This window comes from Kerstersia similis, assembly GCF_965139615.1.
In the GTDB taxonomy this organism is placed as follows: domain Bacteria; phylum Pseudomonadota; class Gammaproteobacteria; order Burkholderiales; family Burkholderiaceae_B; genus Kerstersia; species Kerstersia similis.
In genome coordinates this window covers 1-17,099 of record NZ_CBCSIQ010000015.1, presented here as the reverse complement: position 1 = coordinate 17,099, position 17,099 = coordinate 1, and the positions used below count along the sequence as shown (strand labels likewise).

Annotated in this window: 18 protein-coding genes, 1 tRNA gene and 2 pseudogenes; 12 read left to right on the top strand and 9 right to left on the bottom strand. The window is 58.5% G+C overall.

The genetic code is table 11. The annotated features are described in order from the left end of the window. Positions 1-29 precede the first annotated feature (29 nt). Positions 30-476, bottom strand: coding sequence for a DUF1178 family protein (locus ACNA1V_RS10520; protein WP_415833572.1), 447 nt, complete (start codon positions 474-476; stop codon positions 30-32). Next, the gene (locus tag ACNA1V_RS10515; RefSeq protein ID WP_415833571.1) at positions 473-1,261 is read right to left on the bottom strand and encodes an AraC family transcriptional regulator; all 789 of its coding nucleotides are present in this window, start codon (positions 1,259-1,261) and stop codon (positions 473-475) included. The genes ACNA1V_RS10520 and ACNA1V_RS10515 overlap by 4 nt, the downstream gene beginning before the upstream one ends. A gap of 217 nt (positions 1,262-1,478) precedes the next feature. On the opposite strand from ACNA1V_RS10515, the gene ACNA1V_RS10510 reads away from it, so the two are divergent. The 4 genes from ACNA1V_RS10510 to ACNA1V_RS10495 all read left to right on the top strand — a co-directional run bounded on the left by ACNA1V_RS10510 (position 1,479) and on the right by ACNA1V_RS10495 (position 4,979). After that, positions 1,479-2,771, top strand: a complete 1,293-nt coding sequence (locus ACNA1V_RS10510) for an MFS transporter (RefSeq protein ID WP_415833570.1) — start codon at positions 1,479-1,481, stop codon at positions 2,769-2,771. Between the two features lie 159 nt (positions 2,772-2,930). Next, entirely contained in the window at positions 2,931-3,620 is a 690-nt protein-coding gene (locus ACNA1V_RS10505; protein ID WP_415833569.1) for a substrate-binding domain-containing protein, read from the top strand. Positions 3,621-3,720: 100 nt separating this feature from the next. Further along, a tRNA-Met gene (locus tag ACNA1V_RS10500) sits at positions 3,721-3,797 on the top strand. A 384-nt stretch (positions 3,798-4,181) separates the two neighbouring features. Then, positions 4,182-4,979: an SDR family NAD(P)-dependent oxidoreductase gene (locus ACNA1V_RS10495; protein ID WP_415833568.1), complete on the top strand. Its 798-nt coding sequence runs from the start codon at positions 4,182-4,184 to the stop codon at positions 4,977-4,979. A 152-nt stretch (positions 4,980-5,131) separates the two neighbouring features. Here the strand turns inward: ACNA1V_RS10495 and ACNA1V_RS10490 are convergent, their stop codons facing one another. Together ACNA1V_RS10490 and ACNA1V_RS10485 are read right to left on the bottom strand one after the other, a co-directional pair. Continuing rightward, a complete protein-coding gene (locus tag ACNA1V_RS10490; protein ID WP_415833567.1) occupies positions 5,132-5,446 on the bottom strand; it encodes a DMT family transporter in 315 nt (104 codons plus the stop codon). Between the two features lies 1 nt (position 5,447). After that, entirely contained in the window at positions 5,448-5,756 is a 309-nt protein-coding gene (locus ACNA1V_RS10485; RefSeq protein ID WP_415833566.1) for a DMT family transporter, read from the bottom strand. A 321-nt stretch (positions 5,757-6,077) separates the two neighbouring features. Between ACNA1V_RS10485 and ACNA1V_RS10480 the strand changes: the two genes are divergently transcribed. Continuing rightward, entirely contained in the window at positions 6,078-6,764 is a 687-nt protein-coding gene (locus tag ACNA1V_RS10480; RefSeq protein ID WP_415833565.1) for a TetR/AcrR family transcriptional regulator, read from the top strand. Here ACNA1V_RS10480 and ACNA1V_RS10475 read toward each other — a convergent pair. Beyond that, complete coding sequence (locus ACNA1V_RS10475; protein WP_415833564.1) at positions 6,761-7,243, bottom strand: NADAR family protein; 483 nt, start codon at positions 7,241-7,243, stop codon at positions 6,761-6,763. The genes ACNA1V_RS10480 and ACNA1V_RS10475 overlap by 4 nt on opposite strands. Before the next feature lie 256 nt (positions 7,244-7,499). Beyond that, complete coding sequence (locus tag ACNA1V_RS10470; RefSeq protein ID WP_415833563.1) at positions 7,500-8,108, bottom strand: isochorismatase family protein; 609 nt, start codon at positions 8,106-8,108, stop codon at positions 7,500-7,502. A 187-nt stretch (positions 8,109-8,295) separates the two neighbouring features. Between ACNA1V_RS10470 and ACNA1V_RS10465 the strand changes: the two genes are divergently transcribed. Both ACNA1V_RS10465 and ACNA1V_RS10460 read left to right on the top strand, forming a co-directional pair. After that, the gene (locus tag ACNA1V_RS10465) at positions 8,296-8,901 is read left to right on the top strand and encodes a chorismate--pyruvate lyase family protein (RefSeq protein WP_415833562.1); all 606 of its coding nucleotides are present in this window, start codon (positions 8,296-8,298) and stop codon (positions 8,899-8,901) included. Between the two features lie 160 nt (positions 8,902-9,061). Continuing rightward, positions 9,062-10,180, top strand: coding sequence for an NADH:flavin oxidoreductase (locus tag ACNA1V_RS10460; protein WP_415833561.1), 1,119 nt, complete (start codon positions 9,062-9,064; stop codon positions 10,178-10,180). A 115-nt stretch (positions 10,181-10,295) separates the two neighbouring features. On the opposite strand, the gene ACNA1V_RS10455 is transcribed toward ACNA1V_RS10460, so the two are convergent. Further along, a complete protein-coding gene (locus ACNA1V_RS10455; RefSeq protein WP_415833560.1) occupies positions 10,296-10,724 on the bottom strand; it encodes an organic hydroperoxide resistance protein in 429 nt (142 codons plus the stop codon). A 170-nt stretch (positions 10,725-10,894) separates the two neighbouring features. Between ACNA1V_RS10455 and ACNA1V_RS10450 the strand changes: the two genes are divergently transcribed. From ACNA1V_RS10450 to ACNA1V_RS10430, 5 genes are all read left to right on the top strand, one after another. Beyond that, entirely contained in the window at positions 10,895-11,449 is a 555-nt protein-coding gene (locus tag ACNA1V_RS10450) for an AAA family ATPase (protein WP_415833559.1), read from the top strand. Positions 11,450-11,547: 98 nt separating this feature from the next. Continuing rightward, complete coding sequence (locus ACNA1V_RS10445; protein ID WP_415833558.1) at positions 11,548-12,054, top strand: MarR family winged helix-turn-helix transcriptional regulator; 507 nt, start codon at positions 11,548-11,550, stop codon at positions 12,052-12,054. Beyond that, positions 12,051-12,827 (top strand): DNA alkylation repair protein, encoded by a 777-nt coding sequence (locus ACNA1V_RS10440; RefSeq protein ID WP_415833557.1) that lies wholly within the window; start codon positions 12,051-12,053, stop codon positions 12,825-12,827. The genes ACNA1V_RS10445 and ACNA1V_RS10440 overlap by 4 nt, the downstream gene beginning before the upstream one ends. 324 nt (positions 12,828-13,151) lie before the next feature. Continuing rightward, positions 13,152-14,138 (top strand): DUF1852 domain-containing protein, encoded by a 987-nt coding sequence (locus tag ACNA1V_RS10435; RefSeq protein ID WP_415833556.1) that lies wholly within the window; start codon positions 13,152-13,154, stop codon positions 14,136-14,138. A gap of 21 nt (positions 14,139-14,159) precedes the next feature. Continuing rightward, positions 14,160-15,188 (top strand): methionine synthase, encoded by a 1,029-nt coding sequence (locus tag ACNA1V_RS10430; RefSeq protein ID WP_415833555.1) that lies wholly within the window; start codon positions 14,160-14,162, stop codon positions 15,186-15,188. Between the two features lie 1,290 nt (positions 15,189-16,478). Here ACNA1V_RS10430 and ACNA1V_RS10425 read toward each other — a convergent pair. Continuing rightward, positions 16,479-16,892, bottom strand: a pseudogene (locus ACNA1V_RS10425) (ATP-binding protein); the annotation flags it as partial. A gap of 36 nt (positions 16,893-16,928) precedes the next feature. Further along, positions 16,929-17,099, bottom strand: a pseudogene (locus tag ACNA1V_RS10420) (IS3 family transposase); the annotation flags it as partial.

Sequence of the window (17,099 nt, the reverse complement as noted above, 5' to 3'; positions counted from 1 at the left end):
GGTGATCAAGCCTGCGCTTGCCGGGCCAATCAGTGCAAAGGCTCGTCATCCAAAGGAAATGGCACGGCCAGGGCGTCTATGCCCTCTTCGGCCAGTGCCTGACGCTCCGCCACCGTCGCCGTCCCGCGGATGGGCCGCTCCACGGCTTCGCCAGCATGAATACGGCGCGCTTCGCTGACAAAATCATCCCCGACATTTTCCACCTGGCGCAAATGTTCGCGCACCTTGGTGAAAATCTCTTTGACGATACGCTGCTGCTCGGCCTGCTCGCTGCTGATGGCCGGCACGGCCGCCCCGGTACGCTTGGCCGTATGAACGCTGGGCGCCGATAAGCGCCGATTGACCGCTGTGCTCTGGCAGACCGGACACTGCACCATGCCCTGCTCCTGCTGCGCCGCATAGTCCTCGTGCGAACGGAACCAGCCCTCGAACACATGGCCGTGTTCACATTCCAGATCGAATACCTTGAAACTCATGCTGCGCCCCCCATTCGCCGGTTCTGGCTGAAACGTCCGGGCGACTGGCCGATACGCCCTTTGAACATAGTAATAAAAGCATGAACCGACTCATACCCCAGCTCTGCCGCCACCGCCTGTACGGATGTTCCCACCGCCAGGCGCTGCACTGCGTGCAGCAACTGCAACTGCTGGCGCCACCGGCCAAATGTCATCCCGGTCAGCTCCCGGGTGCGCCGCGCCAACGTGCGTTCGCTCATCGCCACTCGTGCCGCCCACTGCGGCAAGGTACTGCGATCCCCCGGATCGGCCAGTAAAGAGCGCGCAATATACTGCAAACGTCCATCTTCAGAAACCGGACAATACAGCGACTGCACCGGCAGACGCGACAACTGGTCCAGCAACACCTGCACAAAACTCTGGCGCACCACGCTATCCGGCTCGCCAGCACGGCCATCGGCCAGATACAGCACCATTTCCCGCGCCAAAGGGGTCATGCGCAACATGCAGCATTGATCAGGCATGGGGACAGCGCAAGGCTCGACAAACAGGAAATACACCTGTGTCTCGCCCAGGGCGCGATTGCTATGCGCAACGCCGCCAGGAATCCACATTGCACTATTGGCCGGCAACATCCAGAACCCGCGTGGCTCACGGCAAACCACCGCGCCCTTGAGCGCCAGCACCAGCTGGCCTTTGCGATGACGGTGCAGCGGCAATTCCTGCTCATGACCATCAACATCCAGGCGCAAGGCGCTCAGCGCATCTGAGGCCGCGTCCGGGTCAAAGTATTGCGGACAATACATATTCCTTCCTTGCATACTGCCCACGATCCGAGGCACCAGACGCGGGCCTGGTTCCAGGCCCAGCGCCCGCCTTGAACCTTGCCAGCCCTATCTTTGGCAGAGCCGAACACTAATGGCAGTTTTTAGATATTGAAAGTCATTTTATCGAAATTCATGCAGAAGAATACAAGGTAGAGTATTCCTCACGCTGATCCTCCTATTTTCTGCATACGGTTCCATGTCCACCACCTCTGCACCGCAGCCATCGTCCAGCCGTCTGGGACGCATGCTGGCCCGACTATCCTCCTCGCAGGATCCTGATTCTCGCGGGCGCCTGTTGCTCATCATCTGCATTCTGCTGTTTGCCTGCAACCTGCGGGCGCCGATGACTTCGCTGGCACCCTTGCTCACCCAGATTCAAGAAAGTTTCGGCCTGAACGCCGCCACGGCAGGCACCATCACCGCCATCCCGCTGCTGGTCTTCGGCATTGTTTCGCCGCTGGCCCCCTTGCTAGCCCGGCGCGTTGGCCTGGAACGCGCACTGGTCGGTGCCCTGGTTTTGATTCTGCTAGGTGTCGCAGTACGCTCTGCTGGCTCGTTGGCCCTGCTCTTTGCCGGCACGGCTGCCATCGGCATCGGAATCGCCATCGGCAACGTGCTCCTGCCCAGCCTGCTCAAACGCGACTTCCCCGGCCAGATTGCAGTTCTGACCTCTGTCTATGCCCTGACCATGGGCACCGTCGCGGCCTTCAGCTCCAGCATCGCCATTCCGCTGGCCGACCTGACCGGCCTGGGCTGGCGTTTCGCCCTGTTGTGTACCGGTGTGATCCCCGCCATCAGCCTGATCTGCTGGTTGCCCCTGGCGCGCCGGCCACGCACGGACAAGGTGGCAAGCCCGGCAGTCAACCAGACTCGCACACCGGTCTGGCGCCATGCCATCAGCTGGCAGGTCACCTTTTTCCTGGGCATGAACTCCTTCCTGTTCTATTCCGTCATGAGCTGGCTGCCCGCGATCATGCATGACGCCGGCTACAGCCCGGCGGCGGCAGGCACGGCGCACGGCATCATGCAGTTCGGCGCCTCCATTATCGGGCTGCTGATGATGCCCATCGTGCGCCGCAGCGCAGACCAGCGCAAACTGGCCGTCGCCATCAGCGCGCTATCACTAGTCAGCCTGGCAGGCCTGTGGCTGTTCCCCTCCTGGAGCACCTTCTGGGCAACGCTCTTCGGCATGGGCAACGGCGGCGTCTTCATCCTGGCGCTGTCTTTCATGGGTACCCGGGTCAGCACGGCTGGCCAGGCGGCCTCGCTATCCGGCATGGCGCAAAGCGCTGGCTACCTGCTGGCCTGCACCGGCCCCAGCCTGCTGGGCAGCATTCATGACCTCTCGGGCAACTGGAGCATGCCGCTGCTGGTCTGCTGCCTGCTGAGCGCCACCCTGATCTATGCCGGCTGGTGCGCAGGACGCTCGATACGCATCTCGGCCGATGGCCAGCTGGTCCCCATCCCGCCAGCTGAAAGCAAACGCTGACACAGATACCCGCCCCGCAAAGGCGCCCGCTCCCGCAGGCGCCTTTGCCTGATTCCCATGGAATCCCATTCAACTTGCGCTATGCTGTTGCCCTCACTGGGCGGTGGTCACGGCCGCCGCATTGATATCCCCACTTAAAAGACAAACAGACCTATCACCATGGCGACATCCCTGCATCTGATTTCATCCATGGCGACCAAATCCATTCTGCAGGATCTGGCCGCGGACTTTGAACGGCAAACCGGCATTTCCGTCCGCGTTGAATCGGTCGGTGGCGTCACTGCCGCGCAGCGGGTCGCGGCAGGAGAAAGTTTCGATATCGTCGTCCTCGCTGCCGACGCCATCGACAAACTGAGCAGTCAGCAGCACATCGTCGCTGGCACCCGTACCGACCTGGTTCGCTCCAGCACCGCTGTGGCGGTACGGGCAGGCGCCTCCCACCCGGACATCAGCAATGAAGCCGCCGTGCGTGCCGCCGTCCTGGCTGCCAAAAGCCTGAGCTACTCCACCGGCCCCAGCGGCGTGCAGCTTGCCAAGCGTTTCGAGCAATGGGGTATTGCCGACGACCTGCAAGACCGCATCATCCAGGCGCCTCCGGGCGTCCCGGTCGGCAGCCTGGTCGCCAAAGGGGAAGTGGAACTGGGCTTCCAGCAATTGAGCGAACTCCTGCCTCTGGCCGGCATAGACATCCTCGGCCCGCTGCCTGACGACATGGCCATCGTCACGACCTTCTCCGGCGGTATTGCTGCAAGCTCCCAACAGGCCGAAGCTGGCCGACAACTGCTGGCGTATCTGGCCTCCGATGCCACCACCGCAACCAAACAAGCTCACGGCATGGACGCTGCCTGAACCCGTACGCGCAAAGGCTTGCACAAAGATAAAAATTTCATGGTAGAATTATTTTCTATTCTTCACTGCCGCAAGCAATTCAAGGCAGTGGCGATGGAAAGGCGCATTAGCTCAGCCGGTTAGAGCGACGGAATCATAATCCGCAGGTCCCCTGTTCGAATCAGGGATGCGCCACCAGAATTTACAGACCCTTGATTTTCAATAGAGAATCAAGGGTTTTATTTTTCCTGGCGGTTTTTCCTGGCACGCCCTCAGTCGCCCCGCCCCAAGCCTTACACGCCCATCGCCCGCCATGCCGTTCCCAGGCTTCTCCGGCCCCACCCGGAACGTGCGCTCGGCAGCGTTCTGGATCCCCCCGAAGCAATCCGCCTGGCATACCCCCCACATTCCGCACGAACTGCTACAGACCCATGCACTGACACCAGGCAACAGTGCGATACACGGTTCGCTGCACCGGGGTTGGCGCAGCCCGGGCCGATTCTCTCGCTCGACAAGCTGCTATGCTCAAGCTTGCCCCTGACCTCCTTGAGGGGTCAGCATGCTAACGGAGACAGCAATCACATGAACATCAACCTTTCCGGCAAATCTGCACTGGTTACCGCTTCGACCGGCGGCATCGGTTTCGCCATTGCCCAAGGCCTGGCGGCCAGCGGTGCCAGCGTGATTCTCAATGGTCGCAGCACGGCCAGCATCAGCCGGGCGCGCGAACGCCTGCTGGCCGAACAACCCCAGGCTCAGGTACACGGCGTCGCGGCCGATCTAGGCAGTGCGGCCGGCGTCCAGTCCTTGCTGGATGGACTGCCTGGACACGTCGATATTCTGGTCAATAACGCCGGCATCTATGGCCCCAGGGATTTCTTCGACACTGCCGATGATATCTGGGAAGAATACTGGCAGACCAATGTCATGAGCGGTGTCCGGTTGGCGCGGGCGCTGCTGCCTGCCATGGCAGAAAAGACCTGGGGTCGGGTGGTGTTCATCGCCTCGGAATCTGCACGCAATATTCCTGCGGATATGGTGCATTACGGCGTGTCCAAAACCGCACAGCTTTCTTTGTCTCGCGGCCTGGCCAAACGCATGGCTGGCACAGGCGTAACGGTAAACAGCGTGCTGCCTGGCCCGACGCTGTCGGATGGTTTCGCCGAAATGATGAAGGAAGAAGTCGCCCGCACCGGCAAGCCGCTGGAAGTGCTGGCGCGCGAGTTCGTCATGACACACCGCCCCAGTTCTATCATCCAGCGCACAGCTACCGTAGAAGAAGTCGCCAATATGGTGGTCTATGTTTGCTCGCAACAGGCCAGTGCGACATCGGGCGCAGCACTGCGCGTGGATGGCGGCGTGGTGGATGACATCGTCTAAAACGCCACACCACCCCTGGCTCTGGCGGCCTATCAAACACAGCCGTGCGAGCCTAGCTGCCAACCGCGCTGGATAAGATCAGTGACGGCCTGTGACATGACGGCCACTGAAGAACGGGGCGTCCATGCCGCTGGCGGCACAGCCTTTCAGGCTCAGCCCGCCAGCTTCAGTACAACGATTCCGCCCACAATCAGGGCCAGGTAGATGAACTTCCTGGCGCCACTCTTATCCCCCCAGAACAGAATGCCAGCAAGTACCGTGCCTATCACGCCAATACCGGTGTAGGCCGTATAGGCCACCGACATATCAATGCTGCGCATGGCCAGATAGAGAAAGGACAAAGAGGTGCTGATGCCCAATGCATACACCACAATGCCGCGCGCATAGCGTTTCAGCGCCATATCCCGGATGCCGGCAACCACGAATATTTCCAGCAAACCCGCCAGCAGCAGATACACCCAGTTCATTTCATTTCACCTGATGCAGCCGGGCTACCGCCCAGAGGATGACGGCAATGGCCGCTACTGCCAGCAGCCTGGGCTCTTTGCCGAAATAGGCCACATCCAGCAAATACGTACCCACCGCACCGAAAGTCACGAAAAACACATAGGCCAGCGCCGCCCCCATGCGCCGCGATGCCAGCAGCATGAAGACAAAACTCCCCACCATGCAAAACACCGTCAGCGTCCACTGCAAAGGAGTCGCTGCATATTTCAAGCCCGCCGCCCACATCACTTCCAGCCCGCTGGATAGCAGCAGAAACACCCAACTCAACATATCGCGCCCGAATTCCCTATTTTTCCCATACCAGCCTCTCCACCGCCCTTGGCCCCCGATCCAGAAGAGGATGGAACGATCTGACAAGGTTTCTATGGCAAGCCCCACTAATTCTACACTGTAGAATTAGTTTTTCCCAAGCTCACAGAGAGCGGACAAGAGAGCGCTGCACAGCAAACTGCGCAGCCGGTGGAGACTTCATACGCAGCACTGCCGCCGCGTTGCAGGCCACACTTCAAGCATGTCTTGTTCCCTACCGTCTGGTTACGGCCTGCATGGCAGCGGCTTGCCCGCCGAGCGTAGTTTTGAAAGAATGGCGACATGTCTATCGTCACGAAATCACGTGCAGCGCCCGGGCCACGCGGCCTGGATAAGGACGCGCTGGTCGAGGCGGCCATTGCCCTGATGGAAAGCGCCCAGGAAAGCGGATTTTCCCTGCGCAAGCTGGGCGAACGGGCCCACTGCGACCCGATGGCCCTGATGTATCACTTCAAATCCAAAGAGGGCCTGCAACGCGCCATGGCAGACTGGCTGACGGCCCGGTTGCGCGCCGTGGATGAAGCCCAGCCCTGGCAGCAGCGCTTATGTGACCTGGCGAACCAATACCGCCAACTGGCACTGGCCTATCCGCAGACATTCGGCTTGCTGCAGCGTTTTTTGCATACCGGCATTTCCGACTTCCTGCACATTGAAATGGTCTATCGCGCCCTGGCGCAGGCGGGCGTGCCTGAACACAGGCTGCCTACGGTTTGCCTGGGCTGGTACGCCACGGTTTATGGCTTATCCATGGCAGAGATCGGTGGTCTTATCCGCCGCGCGACGCCGGAAGAATTGACGGATATCACCACATTGCCGGCAGCGCAGTACCCGCTTACCCGCCGCATTGCCCCGCAACTCAGTCACATCGACCCGGATCAGGTGTTCCTCGCCACGCTGGATGCCCTGCACGCAGGCATCAGCCAGGCCGGTGCGCAACACGCGGCCTCAAAGGCAACGAATACCGCTTAAGCGCGAGCAGCTTCTTGCAGGAGCGCATCCCGAATTTCATTGAGCACGCCAAGAAACACCGTCGCCGGCAAGGAGGTGGTCGGAGATTCTACGTGCCCAGTTTCGTGTACCAGCGTGGCTCCGGCCGTAGAATGCAGAACCGCCTGCAAACCAGGGGACTGCGCAATGCGCGCCCGGATCGCATCACCGATCAACTGATGATGCTGCGCGGAACCATAGGCCAGACGCGCTTGATTCCAATACGCGCCGCTACGATCCGCCTCGTCTCCCAGCTGCTTCGCATCCCAGCCGCTCAAGCAAAACGCACGCGCCCGGCGCGGATCCGACTCAGGAAACTTGATGCCCTGAATGAAGCCTTCAATAGAAGCAAACAACTGGCCATGGAAAACGAATGGCGACAAGCCGAAATTGGAGAGCGCCTGGCCACGCCAGTCCGGTGAATTGATGGAAATATTCACGGTCGTCGCCTGCACAGTCATTTATGCACCTTGAAGCATCAGGAGAAAAGAGAGAGCCGCCATTCACGCACACCAGCGATGCGGCCCACACCGGAACAAAGATACTAATCGTCTGGCTCGCGGCTGAACAGTCGGAGTACCCCGCACCACAAGCCGCACCCTACCTTACGCACATAACGTCATCGCGCTCGGCGCCTGTCTGGCGTATCGCCCGCAAACGCCCCCCGCCGGTAAGCCGCGCGTACACATCGAAACCGGCCAATCCAGCCTCTGCTGCCTACTTGATCAGACGCTGTACATTCCGGAAGGCTTCATGCCGGCAATCCCGCATCCACTCAAAGGCCACCATTTCGGTCGTGACCAATTCCGCGCCCGCTGCGGCCAGACGATCAAACGCCGCATCACGATTGCGTTCCGTGCGAGAACTGCAGGCGTCCGTCACTACCCAGACCTCCAGCCCGGCGGCAAGCAGATCCAACGCCGTCTGGAGCAAGCAGATATGCGCCTCGCAACCCGCCACGACAATACTTGCGCGCTCAGGCAAGGTCTGCAGTGCCATCACTCCATCCTGATGGCAAGCCACGCTTCCTGGGCCCTGCCCAGCTACGGCCTCTTCCCCCTGCAGCAGCGGCAGCAACCCATCGGGTACACCACTGAAGTGCGTTTTGCTCAGCGTTTTCAGGCATAACTCCCGCAGTTCCGGCTCGTTGTGGCCCAGTTTCTCAGGAATCTGCTCCGTCCCCCAGACAGGCACCTGCATCAACTGCGCGATCTTTGCCAGCCGCAAGGCGTTTGCCAACACAAAATCCGCCTCATGGATCACTGTCATCAGTTTCGTCTGGTAATCCACCAGCACCACCTGGGAATGTTTGGCATCAAGCAACATAAGGTTTCCTGTTCAGAATCACGTACACAAGGCGAAACGACGACACCAGCATGCCGCTGCCCTCCACGGCCCACCACCAAACAGCGGCCGCACCCATGCTAGTACAATCTGCCACATCCTAGAACCCCGCAGGCGGCCGTCGGCTCATTCGCCTCCCAGCGCGCCTGCCCGCCACTGCCCCAAGCCCGTGTGGACTGCCAGCCTTCCCTCGCCTCCCCTCTCCCTGCTTCAGACACAATGGCTATCCCTGCCCGGCTCACTGACCCGGGCCCTGCGCGCCCAGGGCGATTTTCAACTGGCCGTGCTGCATGAAGGCCATACGCTGCCTGCTGCCGATGAAGCCCAGGCCTTGGGCGTTCCACTCGATACCTCTTGCTGGCTGAGGGAAGTACTCATGAGCGTCAATGGCACGCCCGCCGTCCTGGGCCGCAGCCTGACGCCCGACCACCCCGGCGCCCACGCCTGGCAGGACGTGCGCACGCTCAGCAGCACGCCGCTGGGTGTTCTGCTGTATGAAGACCCACGCATTACACGTACCGCGTTCGAGTATGCGCAACCGCATGCCCGCCATCCAATTGCACAACTGGCACACCGGAGTATTCCGCTCCCGGAACCGCGCCGCAGCACCACGCATACGCAGCAGTCAGCGCCCTCGGGGCATGCCGCACAGGCGAATCCGCAAACCCTGCTCTGGGCCAGACGCTCTCTCTTCCGCCTGCAACAAGAGCCTTTGCTGGTCTCGGAATGCTTCCTGCCCGGGCTTTGGAAAATCGCGCAGCCGCCTGCCGCTTGACATGCGCCAGCCTGCCGGATTCTCTGCTCATTACATTGCTGAAACTGGCTGACCCCGCCCCACGGCACCCCAGATATACTGAAAGTATTAGGCCCGCCCCGCCGCCATGGCAGGTACTGCGGGTTCCGATCTTTTCCCTTTAATCTGGAGTTGCCGTTCCATGTCCAAGCCCGCCTTAGACCTCCTGTTTCGCCCCTTCCAGTACAAATCCCTGCAGTTGCCCAACCGCATCGTCATGGCCCCCATGACGCGCAACTTTTCTCCCGAAGGCATCCCCGGCCCCGACGTCGCGGCCTACTACCAACGCCGCGCCGAAGGCGGTGTCGGCCTGATTCTCTCGGAAGGCACGGTCATAGATCGCCCCGCCTCCCGCAATGAAGCGCGCATCCCCTTCTTTCATGGCGCAGCGGCACTGGCCGGATGGCAAGCCGTGATCCAGGCGGTTCATGCGGCGGGCGGCCGCATGGGCCCCCAGCTTTGGCATACCGGCGCTACTCGCAGCAGCAGCGGCTGGCAAGCAGATGCCCCAGTCGAAAGCCCGTCAGGCCTGAACGGCCCGAACGATCCCAATGGTGTCGCAATGAGTGACGAGGACATTGCTGACACCATCTCCGCTTTTGCCCGTGCCGCTGCGGACGCCCAACGCTTGGGCTTCGATGTCGCTGAAATCCATGGCGCCCACGGCTATCTGATCGACCAGTTCTTCTGGCATGGAAGCAATCAACGCAGTGATCGTTATGGCGGCGCGAGTTTGCGCGAACGTTCGCGCTTCGCTGCGGAGATACTGACCGCCGTACGCCAGGCCGTCGGCCCCGATTTTCCCATCCTGCTGCGTCTGAGCCAGTGGAAGCAACAGGATTACGCCTGCAAACTGGCAAAAACGCCTGATGAAATGGCGCAATGGCTACAGCCATTGGTCGATGCCGGTGCGGATATCCTGCATTGCTCGCAACGGCGCTTCTGGGAGGCCGAATTTCCCGACATTGATGGCGAGCAAGGGCTGAATTTCGCAGGCTGGGCAAAAAAACTGACAGGAGCCCCGACGATTTCCGTCGGCTCCGTCGGACTCTCCGGTGAATTCCTGGCCGCCTTCAAGGGCGAACGCTCTCATGCCGTCGGCCTGGATGATCTCCTGCGCCGGCTGGAGCGTGACGAATTTGATCTGATCGCCGTGGGCCGTGCCCTATTGGCCGATCCTCAATGGATCAATAAAATCCGTGAAGGCCGCACCGATGCCCTGCATGACTTTGATCGGTCGGTACTCGGTTCTCTGTACTGATCACCGAGCAATCAACTGCCAGCAATTGACTGCCGTTCAACAAAAACCGGCAGTCAATTGCATCAACTACGGGGCGAACTCATGCCCTGTAAAACAACTCACATCCCCTCAAACGTCAGGCAGCCTTGACGTCCAGGCTGACGTCGATATTGCCACGCACAGCATTGGAGTAAGGGCAAATCTGGTGCGCCTTTTCCACCAGCGCCTGGGCAGTCGCCTGATCGACCCCGGCAACTTCCACCTGCAACACGACGCTCAGTTGAAAACCGCCGGTATCCGTCGGGTGCAGGCTGACGCGGGCTGTCACCGTGGAACTGCCCACCGGCGCCTTTGCCTTGGAAGCCACCAGATTCAGCGCGGAATGAAAGCAGGCGGCGTAACCGGCGCCAAACAGCTGCTCGGGGTTGGTCTTTCCGCCCGCTCCGCCCAACTCCTTGGGAAATGCAAGATCCAGATTCAGCAACCCGTCCTCACTGCGAACATGGCCGTTACGGCCATCTCCTGTCGAAGTCGCTGCCGTGGTGTATAGCGTAGTCTTGCTCATATCCGTCTCCTTTTCCTGGATGGAATAGCGGTCTGACATACCGCAAACAACCCGAACGCCACGGGTGTGACGCGCCGGGAAACGCCCCAGCATGCATCCTAATTTCCGAAACATCAAGCATCGGATCACTATCCCCCATTCACCCTAAGGTTATCCAGACAACACTCCCCATGATTCCATTCGTCATTCTTTCCGGCTGCTCCGGCGGCGGGAAATCCGTCCTGCTGGATGAACTGTCACGACGTGGCCACACGGTAATTCCCGAGCCCGGCAGGCGTATCGTTCAAGAAGAAATCCGCCGAGGTGGCCATGCTTTGCCCTGGCAGGATATGCCAGCCTTTCTGCGCCGTACCATCACCTTGGCGCAAGAGGACTATACCCATGCCCTCCGCCATACCGGCCACTGGGTATTCTTTGACCGCAGCCTGATCGACGCTGCCACGGCCCTGCATTTCCCAGCCGATCCCGAGGCGCTGCAGCGCGTAACCGAGAACTATCGCTACTATCCCCATGTATTCCTGACGCCGCCATGGCCGGAAATCTACGTACAGGATCCTGAACGCCGCCATGACCTCCAGGCGGCACAAGAGGAATATCAAAGACTGCTGCTGAGCTACCCCGCCTTGGGCTACACCGTCCATGTGCTGCCCAAGTTCAGCGTCCTGGAACGCGCCGAATACGTGCTGGATATGCTTGATTCGACAGCCAGCCGCCGCCCCGCATAGCCTCCGGCAGTGTCTTGCAAGCAGACAGCCCCCCATCCGCTACACATGATGCGCGCCATCCCATATAATTAGCCACCATACTATATGGCAGCAAATAAATGGATCTGGAAGAAAAATATCAGGCACTCTTGAACGAAGCCACTCGCCGTCAGTTGCCAGATGTCGCAGGTATCCGGCTATGTTTCCAAACACTATCTCTCACCAATGCCATCGACAAAGCCTGTGCTGCCTTGCTTGCCCCACATGGCTTATCCGAAGGACGGTTTGTGCTGCTGTTTCTGCTGGACGCAGCCCCCGGAGGGTTGGCACCCAATGCACTGGCTGAACAGGCAGGCATCACCCGCGCCACAGTGACCGGCTTACTGGATGGCCTGGAACGCGCATCCCTGATCGAACGGCAAGCAGACCCGACAGATCGCCGTGCCTTGCGCATCCATCTCACCGCAGCAGGCAAACAGACTGCCAAAACGGTTTTCCGTCAGCATAGTGCCTGGATAGCGGGACTCTTTGGCCCCCTGACACCCGGTGAACGCGCGCAACTCTCCGCGCTCCTGAACAAAGTTGCAGGAAACTTGAACTCGGCCATGCAGGAAGCCACATCATGAACACCACCACGCAGCGCAAAGGCGCCACTCGCACGGCAGACATCCCTGCCGACATCTTGGCAGCACTCTCCCACGGCACCCTGGCCAGCGCCACCTTGGCGGAAGGATTGGCACTGGATCAATCCGTCTTGTTGCGCATGGCCTTTCCAAGGCTGCCAGCGGACGCCCTGGAAGCTGCCGATACGGCCAGCCAGCTCGGCATCCTGAAACGGATGTCCGGCATTGCTGCCATCCTGTACAAAGCCTTGGGAGAAGCCGGCATCGAACAATGCCAGGCTCATCCCTCTGACACGGTACGCGGATGGGCATGCTTTATGGTTGGCCTCCACCCCTACCCGGATCTCGCCAGCCGACTGGCCGCCATCCGCATATTCGCTGACGACCCGCATTTCGGCGTACGCGAATGGTCCTGGATGTCCGTCCGCCCGCATTTGGCGAAGCAGCTGCCCCATGCCATCGAACACCTGACGGAATGGACGAATTCAAGCTCAGCCAATCAACGGCGCTTCGCCAGCGAAGCCATACGACCGCGTGGCGTCTGGTGTGCGCACATCACGCCGCTCAAACAGCACCCCGAACTGGCGCTCCCCATCCTCACACCGTTACGCAGCGACCCGAGCCCTTACGTGCAGGACTCCGTCGCCAACTGGCTGAACGACGCCGCCAAAGATCAAGCAGACTGGGTGCGCCATATCTGTGCCCAATGGCAACAACACAACACCAGTGAAGCCACCCGCCGCATCTGCCAACGCGCGCTGCGCAATCTCAAATAGCAGCCTGCCAAGGTCGCACTACAGTGACACGGATGGATGGATGGAAACGGCATCTGGCTGCGCTCGCTGCAGCATGAAGAAGAAGCCTGGCCTGCCTGGTCGCGCCAGGCGGGACCCGCCAGCACACTATGAGCAGAACTAATACTAAGGTGAAATTAATTCGCTTTTACTCAAGCAATAACTCGGCATACAATGCGGCTTGGTTTTCAATTATAGACAATCTAAACAATTTCAAGTGAAAAGCCGGAAAATAAAAACGAAACATTCTGGCGACACAATAAATAGATTTAGATTTCATCTCAGGACTTAGGATTTCCGGCCGCAATGAATAACGATTTCACATTTACCCTCAAGAGCATTAGTTTCGACGAAAACTATCACCCCGCAGACAACACGCGTCTCACGACCAACTTTGCCAATCTGGCACGGGGAAGCAGCCGCCAGGAAAACCTGCGCAACACCTTGAGGATGATCAACAATCGTTTCAATTCCATGGCAAGCTGGGACAACCCGACGAGCGACCGCTACCAGGTCGAGCTGGAAATCATTTCCATTGGAATGAACATCGGTACGATCAGCGCCGGCAATTCCCTGCCCCTGATCGAAATACTGAAAATCAATATCCTGGACACCAAAACCCATACACGCATTGACGGCATTGTAGGAAATAGTTTCTCCTCCTATGTGCGCGACTATGATTTCAGCGTATTGCTCTTGGATCACAACAAAAACAAGCCTGCATTCAGCACCCCAGAAAATTTTGGGGATCTGCATGGCAAGCTGTTCAAGCATTTCATCAACTCGAGCACTTACACGAGTCATTTCAAGAAAGCGCCTGTCATCTGCTTGAGCGTGTCCAGCAGCCGTACCTACCACCGGACTGAAAATCAACACCCGGTTCTGGGCGTTGAATACAAGCAGGATGAGTACTCCCTGACTGATGAGTATTTCAGCAAGATGGGCCTGAAGGTACGCTACTTCATGCCGCCCAGCAGCGTCGCTCCGCTGGCGTTCTATTTCTCCGGCGACTTGCTGAATGACTACACCAATCTGGAACTTATCAGCACCATCAGCACGATGGACACCTTCCAGAAGATTTACCGGCCTGAGATTTATAATGCGAACGCCGCGGCAGGCAAATCCTATCAGCCCAGCCTGAAGCATCAGGACTATTCGCTCACTCGAATTTTCTATGATCGAGAAGAACGTAACCGCCTGGCCATTGAACAAGGAAAGTTTGTTGAAGAACACTTCATCAAACCCCACCATGCCACGCTTGAACAGTGGTCTGCCGCCAATTACGCCCTTTGATTCTCGAAAAAATCATCTCTCATGAAAAAATTGCTCCCCACTTCCACTGCCGGCAGCCTGCCCAAACCCTCCTGGCTGGCACAACCGGAAACACTGTGGTCGCCCTGGAAACTTCAAGGCGAAGAACTGATTGAAGGCAAACAGGATGCCTTGCGCGTCTCGTTACAAGAACAGCTGCAAGCAGGCATCGACATCGTCAGCGATGGCGAACAAACGCGCCAGCACTTTGTCACGACGTTCATCGAACACCTCAGCGGTGTTGATTTCGAGAAGCGTGAAACCGTCAGAATTCGCAATCGCTATGACGCCAGCGTACCGACGGTCGTTGGTGCGGTGTCCCGGCAAAAGCCTGTCTTCGTTGAAGACGCAAAATTCCTGCGTCAGCAAACCAAGCAGCCCATCAAATGGGCCCTGCCTGGCCCCATGACGATGATCGACACGCTGTATGACAGCCACTACAAAAGCCGTGAAAAACTGGCCTGGGAATTTGCCATCATTCTCAACCAGGAAGCCCGCGAACTGGAAGCGGCTGGCGTCGATATCATTCAATTCGATGAACCGGCATTCAACGTCTTCTTCGATGAAGTGAATGACTGGGGCGTTGCCACCCTGGAGCGCGCCATTGAAGGTCTGAAATGCGAAACCGCCGTGCACATTTGCTATGGCTATGGCATCAAGGCCAACACTGACTGGAAAAAAACCCTCGGATCCGAATGGCTGCAATACGAGGAATCCTTTCCGAAACTGCAAAAATCCGGCATTGACATCATCTCTCTGGAATGCCAGAACTCCCATGTTCCCATGGATCTGATCGAACTCATCCGTGGCAAGAAAGTGATGGTTGGCGCGATTGACGTCGCAACCAACAATGTCGAAACGCCGGAAGAAGTTGCCAACACCCTGCGCAAAGCACTCAAGTTTGTCGATGCCGACAAACTCTATCCTTCGACCAACTGCGGTATGGCCCCTCTGCCTCGCCAGGTGGCTCGAGGCAAGCTGCACGCCTTGAGCGCGGGTGCAGAAATCGTTCGACGAGAACTGACGACCTAAGAACCGAAGTTGGGGCAGCCATGGAGAATACGATGAAACATCGGATTCTCCATGGCTGCCCAAACACAAACAAGCCCGCCTGCACCTGCCTGATCGAAATAGTTCAGGCAGGTGCAGACGGGCTTGTTTTTTGATGCTGGCCCCGTGGGTCCTAGCGCAGCCTGTCGATTCGGGCGCTTCAGTCACTGCGACAGGTCACATCTTGACGACCGTGGAAGACCTGGCCCGCTTGTTCAGCATTGAAATAGGCCACAACCCGCAGTGCACAGCGCTCTCAACCAGGGACTGGCCTCGACCAAGCTGCCCGATACTCAGACCCCGTTCCCGAATCATCTGCACCGTCTGCTGCTTGAAGGCGGCATGCACGATCTAGACACACGGGTCTGGTCTTGCCAGGCCCTCGGGAGGATTCCCCCCCATCAGAGAGCCACAAGCCTTGTGGCCAGAACACCGGGAACGGGTTCCTACTGCAATCCCTTCATCTTTCTCTCTCTTTCCTTCTCCTCTTCCTTCTCCTTTCTTGCCCCATCGCGATGAGACTTGATGGCGAAGAAACAGCATGTGCCCAGCACAATGAACTTTATCGTACCTAAGGCTAAAGGGACCCAAGCATCCATCATTTCCTCAAAATGCTGTATTAGCAGCTCTATTTACTACTTGTGAACCAGGCAAGTAACAGACGAAAGCCGTTAACCCACCTGGAAATTTCCCAGCAACTGGAATTGGAAACGCATGTCATGGTTATTCAATCATTGTTTAGCGTTTCCACGAACGGCGGTGTGCCAGGAAGCCCTGTCTGACAACGGCCGCACCCTATTATCGTGGTGGTGCTGCCAGCCTTTGCAATCACCCGCGTTTCGAGGCGGCTGTAGAACCATTCCATTGAAAAGCATGCATCCCGACCTGCGACACCGAGGCTTCCATGGGTGCCGTTCTGCCAGAGTTCTCCGGCTTAGAGCCTTACACTCCCAGATGGTTCATCCACCGCTCACGGCAAGCTGGGTACCGATGACCTCGGGGCTGTTGTCGCTTCGCTAATGCATCGGCTCGCGGTGCGGAGATCATGCAGCGCATTATATCAACGACCCGCCCGGGCCGGAGGCGGCTGCTCATGTAGAGGCTCTGACCCAAGACGGATTGTTCTGAAAAACGGTGAGTGTATGCACTTATCCTTGCACGTTGTATCGAATTACCAGTGGTTCGTAGAGGAAGTGTCAACGTCGGTTGAAAACTGACCCACTTTTGTCGGAATCGTCGGAGTAAAACTGACCCACCCCGGCATCCGAAAAACTAGTTTCTTACCTTGATATTTCCCGCCTTGCGTTTGTCCTTGAGCCGGTAGCTTTCCCCTGCGATCTGCACGATGTGTGCGTGGTGCAGCAAGCGGTCAAGCAAGGCTGCGGTAAGCGTCTGATCCTCGGCAAAGCATGAAGCCCATTGGCTGAATGACAAATTGCTGGTGACGATGATGCTGGTTCGCTCGTAGCGCTGTGCCACCACGTTGAAGAACAGGGTGGCCTCTTCGCGCCCGAAGGGCAAATAGCCGATCTCGTCGATAATCAGCAGTCTAGGTCCGATGATCGCGCGATTGAAATATTGTTGGAGACGTTCCTGTTTATGGGCCGTGGCCAGTTGCATCATCAGGTCAGCAGCGGTCATGAAACGAGTTTTGATGCCTGCCATCACGGCTCTGTAGGCCAAGGCCTGTGAATCGTCCCGGGAATCGAGGAGGCTGTTTGGTTAAAGTAACGCGTTGATCGGCACAGATTCAGATTGAGTCCGATAGTAGACCTCCTCCGCCTGCGCAGGAGGAATATACCCGATGGACCCGAGCAGACGCTGATGGTTGTACCAGGCGACCCATTCCAACGTTGCCAACTCCACGGCAGCCTTGGTTTTCCATGGCGCTCG

Bases quoted from the DNA above. Each gene is read 5' to 3' on its own strand.
- ACNA1V_RS10505 (WP_415833569.1), top strand. From the start codon at position 2,931: ATGGCGACATCCCTGCATCTGATTTCATCCATGGCGACCAAATCCATT.
- ACNA1V_RS10455 (WP_415833560.1), bottom strand. From the start codon at position 10,724: ATGAGCAAGACTACGCTATACACCACGGCAGCGACTTCGACAGGAGAT.
- ACNA1V_RS10460 (WP_415833561.1), top strand. From the start codon at position 9,062: ATGTCCAAGCCCGCCTTAGACCTCCTGTTTCGCCCCTTCCAGTACAAA.
- ACNA1V_RS10470 (WP_415833563.1), bottom strand. From the start codon at position 8,108: ATGTTGCTTGATGCCAAACATTCCCAGGTGGTGCTGGTGGATTACCAG.
- ACNA1V_RS10475 (WP_415833564.1), bottom strand. From the start codon at position 7,243: ATGACTGTGCAGGCGACGACCGTGAATATTTCCATCAATTCACCGGAC.
- ACNA1V_RS10485 (WP_415833566.1), bottom strand. From the start codon at position 5,756: ATGTTGAGTTGGGTGTTTCTGCTGCTATCCAGCGGGCTGGAAGTGATG.
- ACNA1V_RS10495 (WP_415833568.1), top strand. From the start codon at position 4,182: ATGAACATCAACCTTTCCGGCAAATCTGCACTGGTTACCGCTTCGACC.
- ACNA1V_RS10440 (WP_415833557.1), top strand. From the start codon at position 12,051: ATGAACACCACCACGCAGCGCAAAGGCGCCACTCGCACGGCAGACATC.
- ACNA1V_RS10445 (WP_415833558.1), top strand. From the start codon at position 11,548: ATGGATCTGGAAGAAAAATATCAGGCACTCTTGAACGAAGCCACTCGC.
- ACNA1V_RS10490 (WP_415833567.1), bottom strand. From the start codon at position 5,446: ATGAACTGGGTGTATCTGCTGCTGGCGGGTTTGCTGGAAATATTCGTG.
- ACNA1V_RS10430 (WP_415833555.1), top strand. From the start codon at position 14,160: ATGAAAAAATTGCTCCCCACTTCCACTGCCGGCAGCCTGCCCAAACCC.
- ACNA1V_RS10480 (WP_415833565.1), top strand. From the start codon at position 6,078: ATGTCTATCGTCACGAAATCACGTGCAGCGCCCGGGCCACGCGGCCTG.
- ACNA1V_RS10520 (WP_415833572.1), bottom strand. From the start codon at position 476: ATGAGTTTCAAGGTATTCGATCTGGAATGTGAACACGGCCATGTGTTC.
- ACNA1V_RS10510 (WP_415833570.1), top strand. From the start codon at position 1,479: ATGTCCACCACCTCTGCACCGCAGCCATCGTCCAGCCGTCTGGGACGC.
- ACNA1V_RS10435 (WP_415833556.1), top strand. From the start codon at position 13,152: ATGAATAACGATTTCACATTTACCCTCAAGAGCATTAGTTTCGACGAA.
- ACNA1V_RS10450 (WP_415833559.1), top strand. From the start codon at position 10,895: ATGATTCCATTCGTCATTCTTTCCGGCTGCTCCGGCGGCGGGAAATCC.
- ACNA1V_RS10515 (WP_415833571.1), bottom strand. From the start codon at position 1,261: ATGTATTGTCCGCAATACTTTGACCCGGACGCGGCCTCAGATGCGCTG.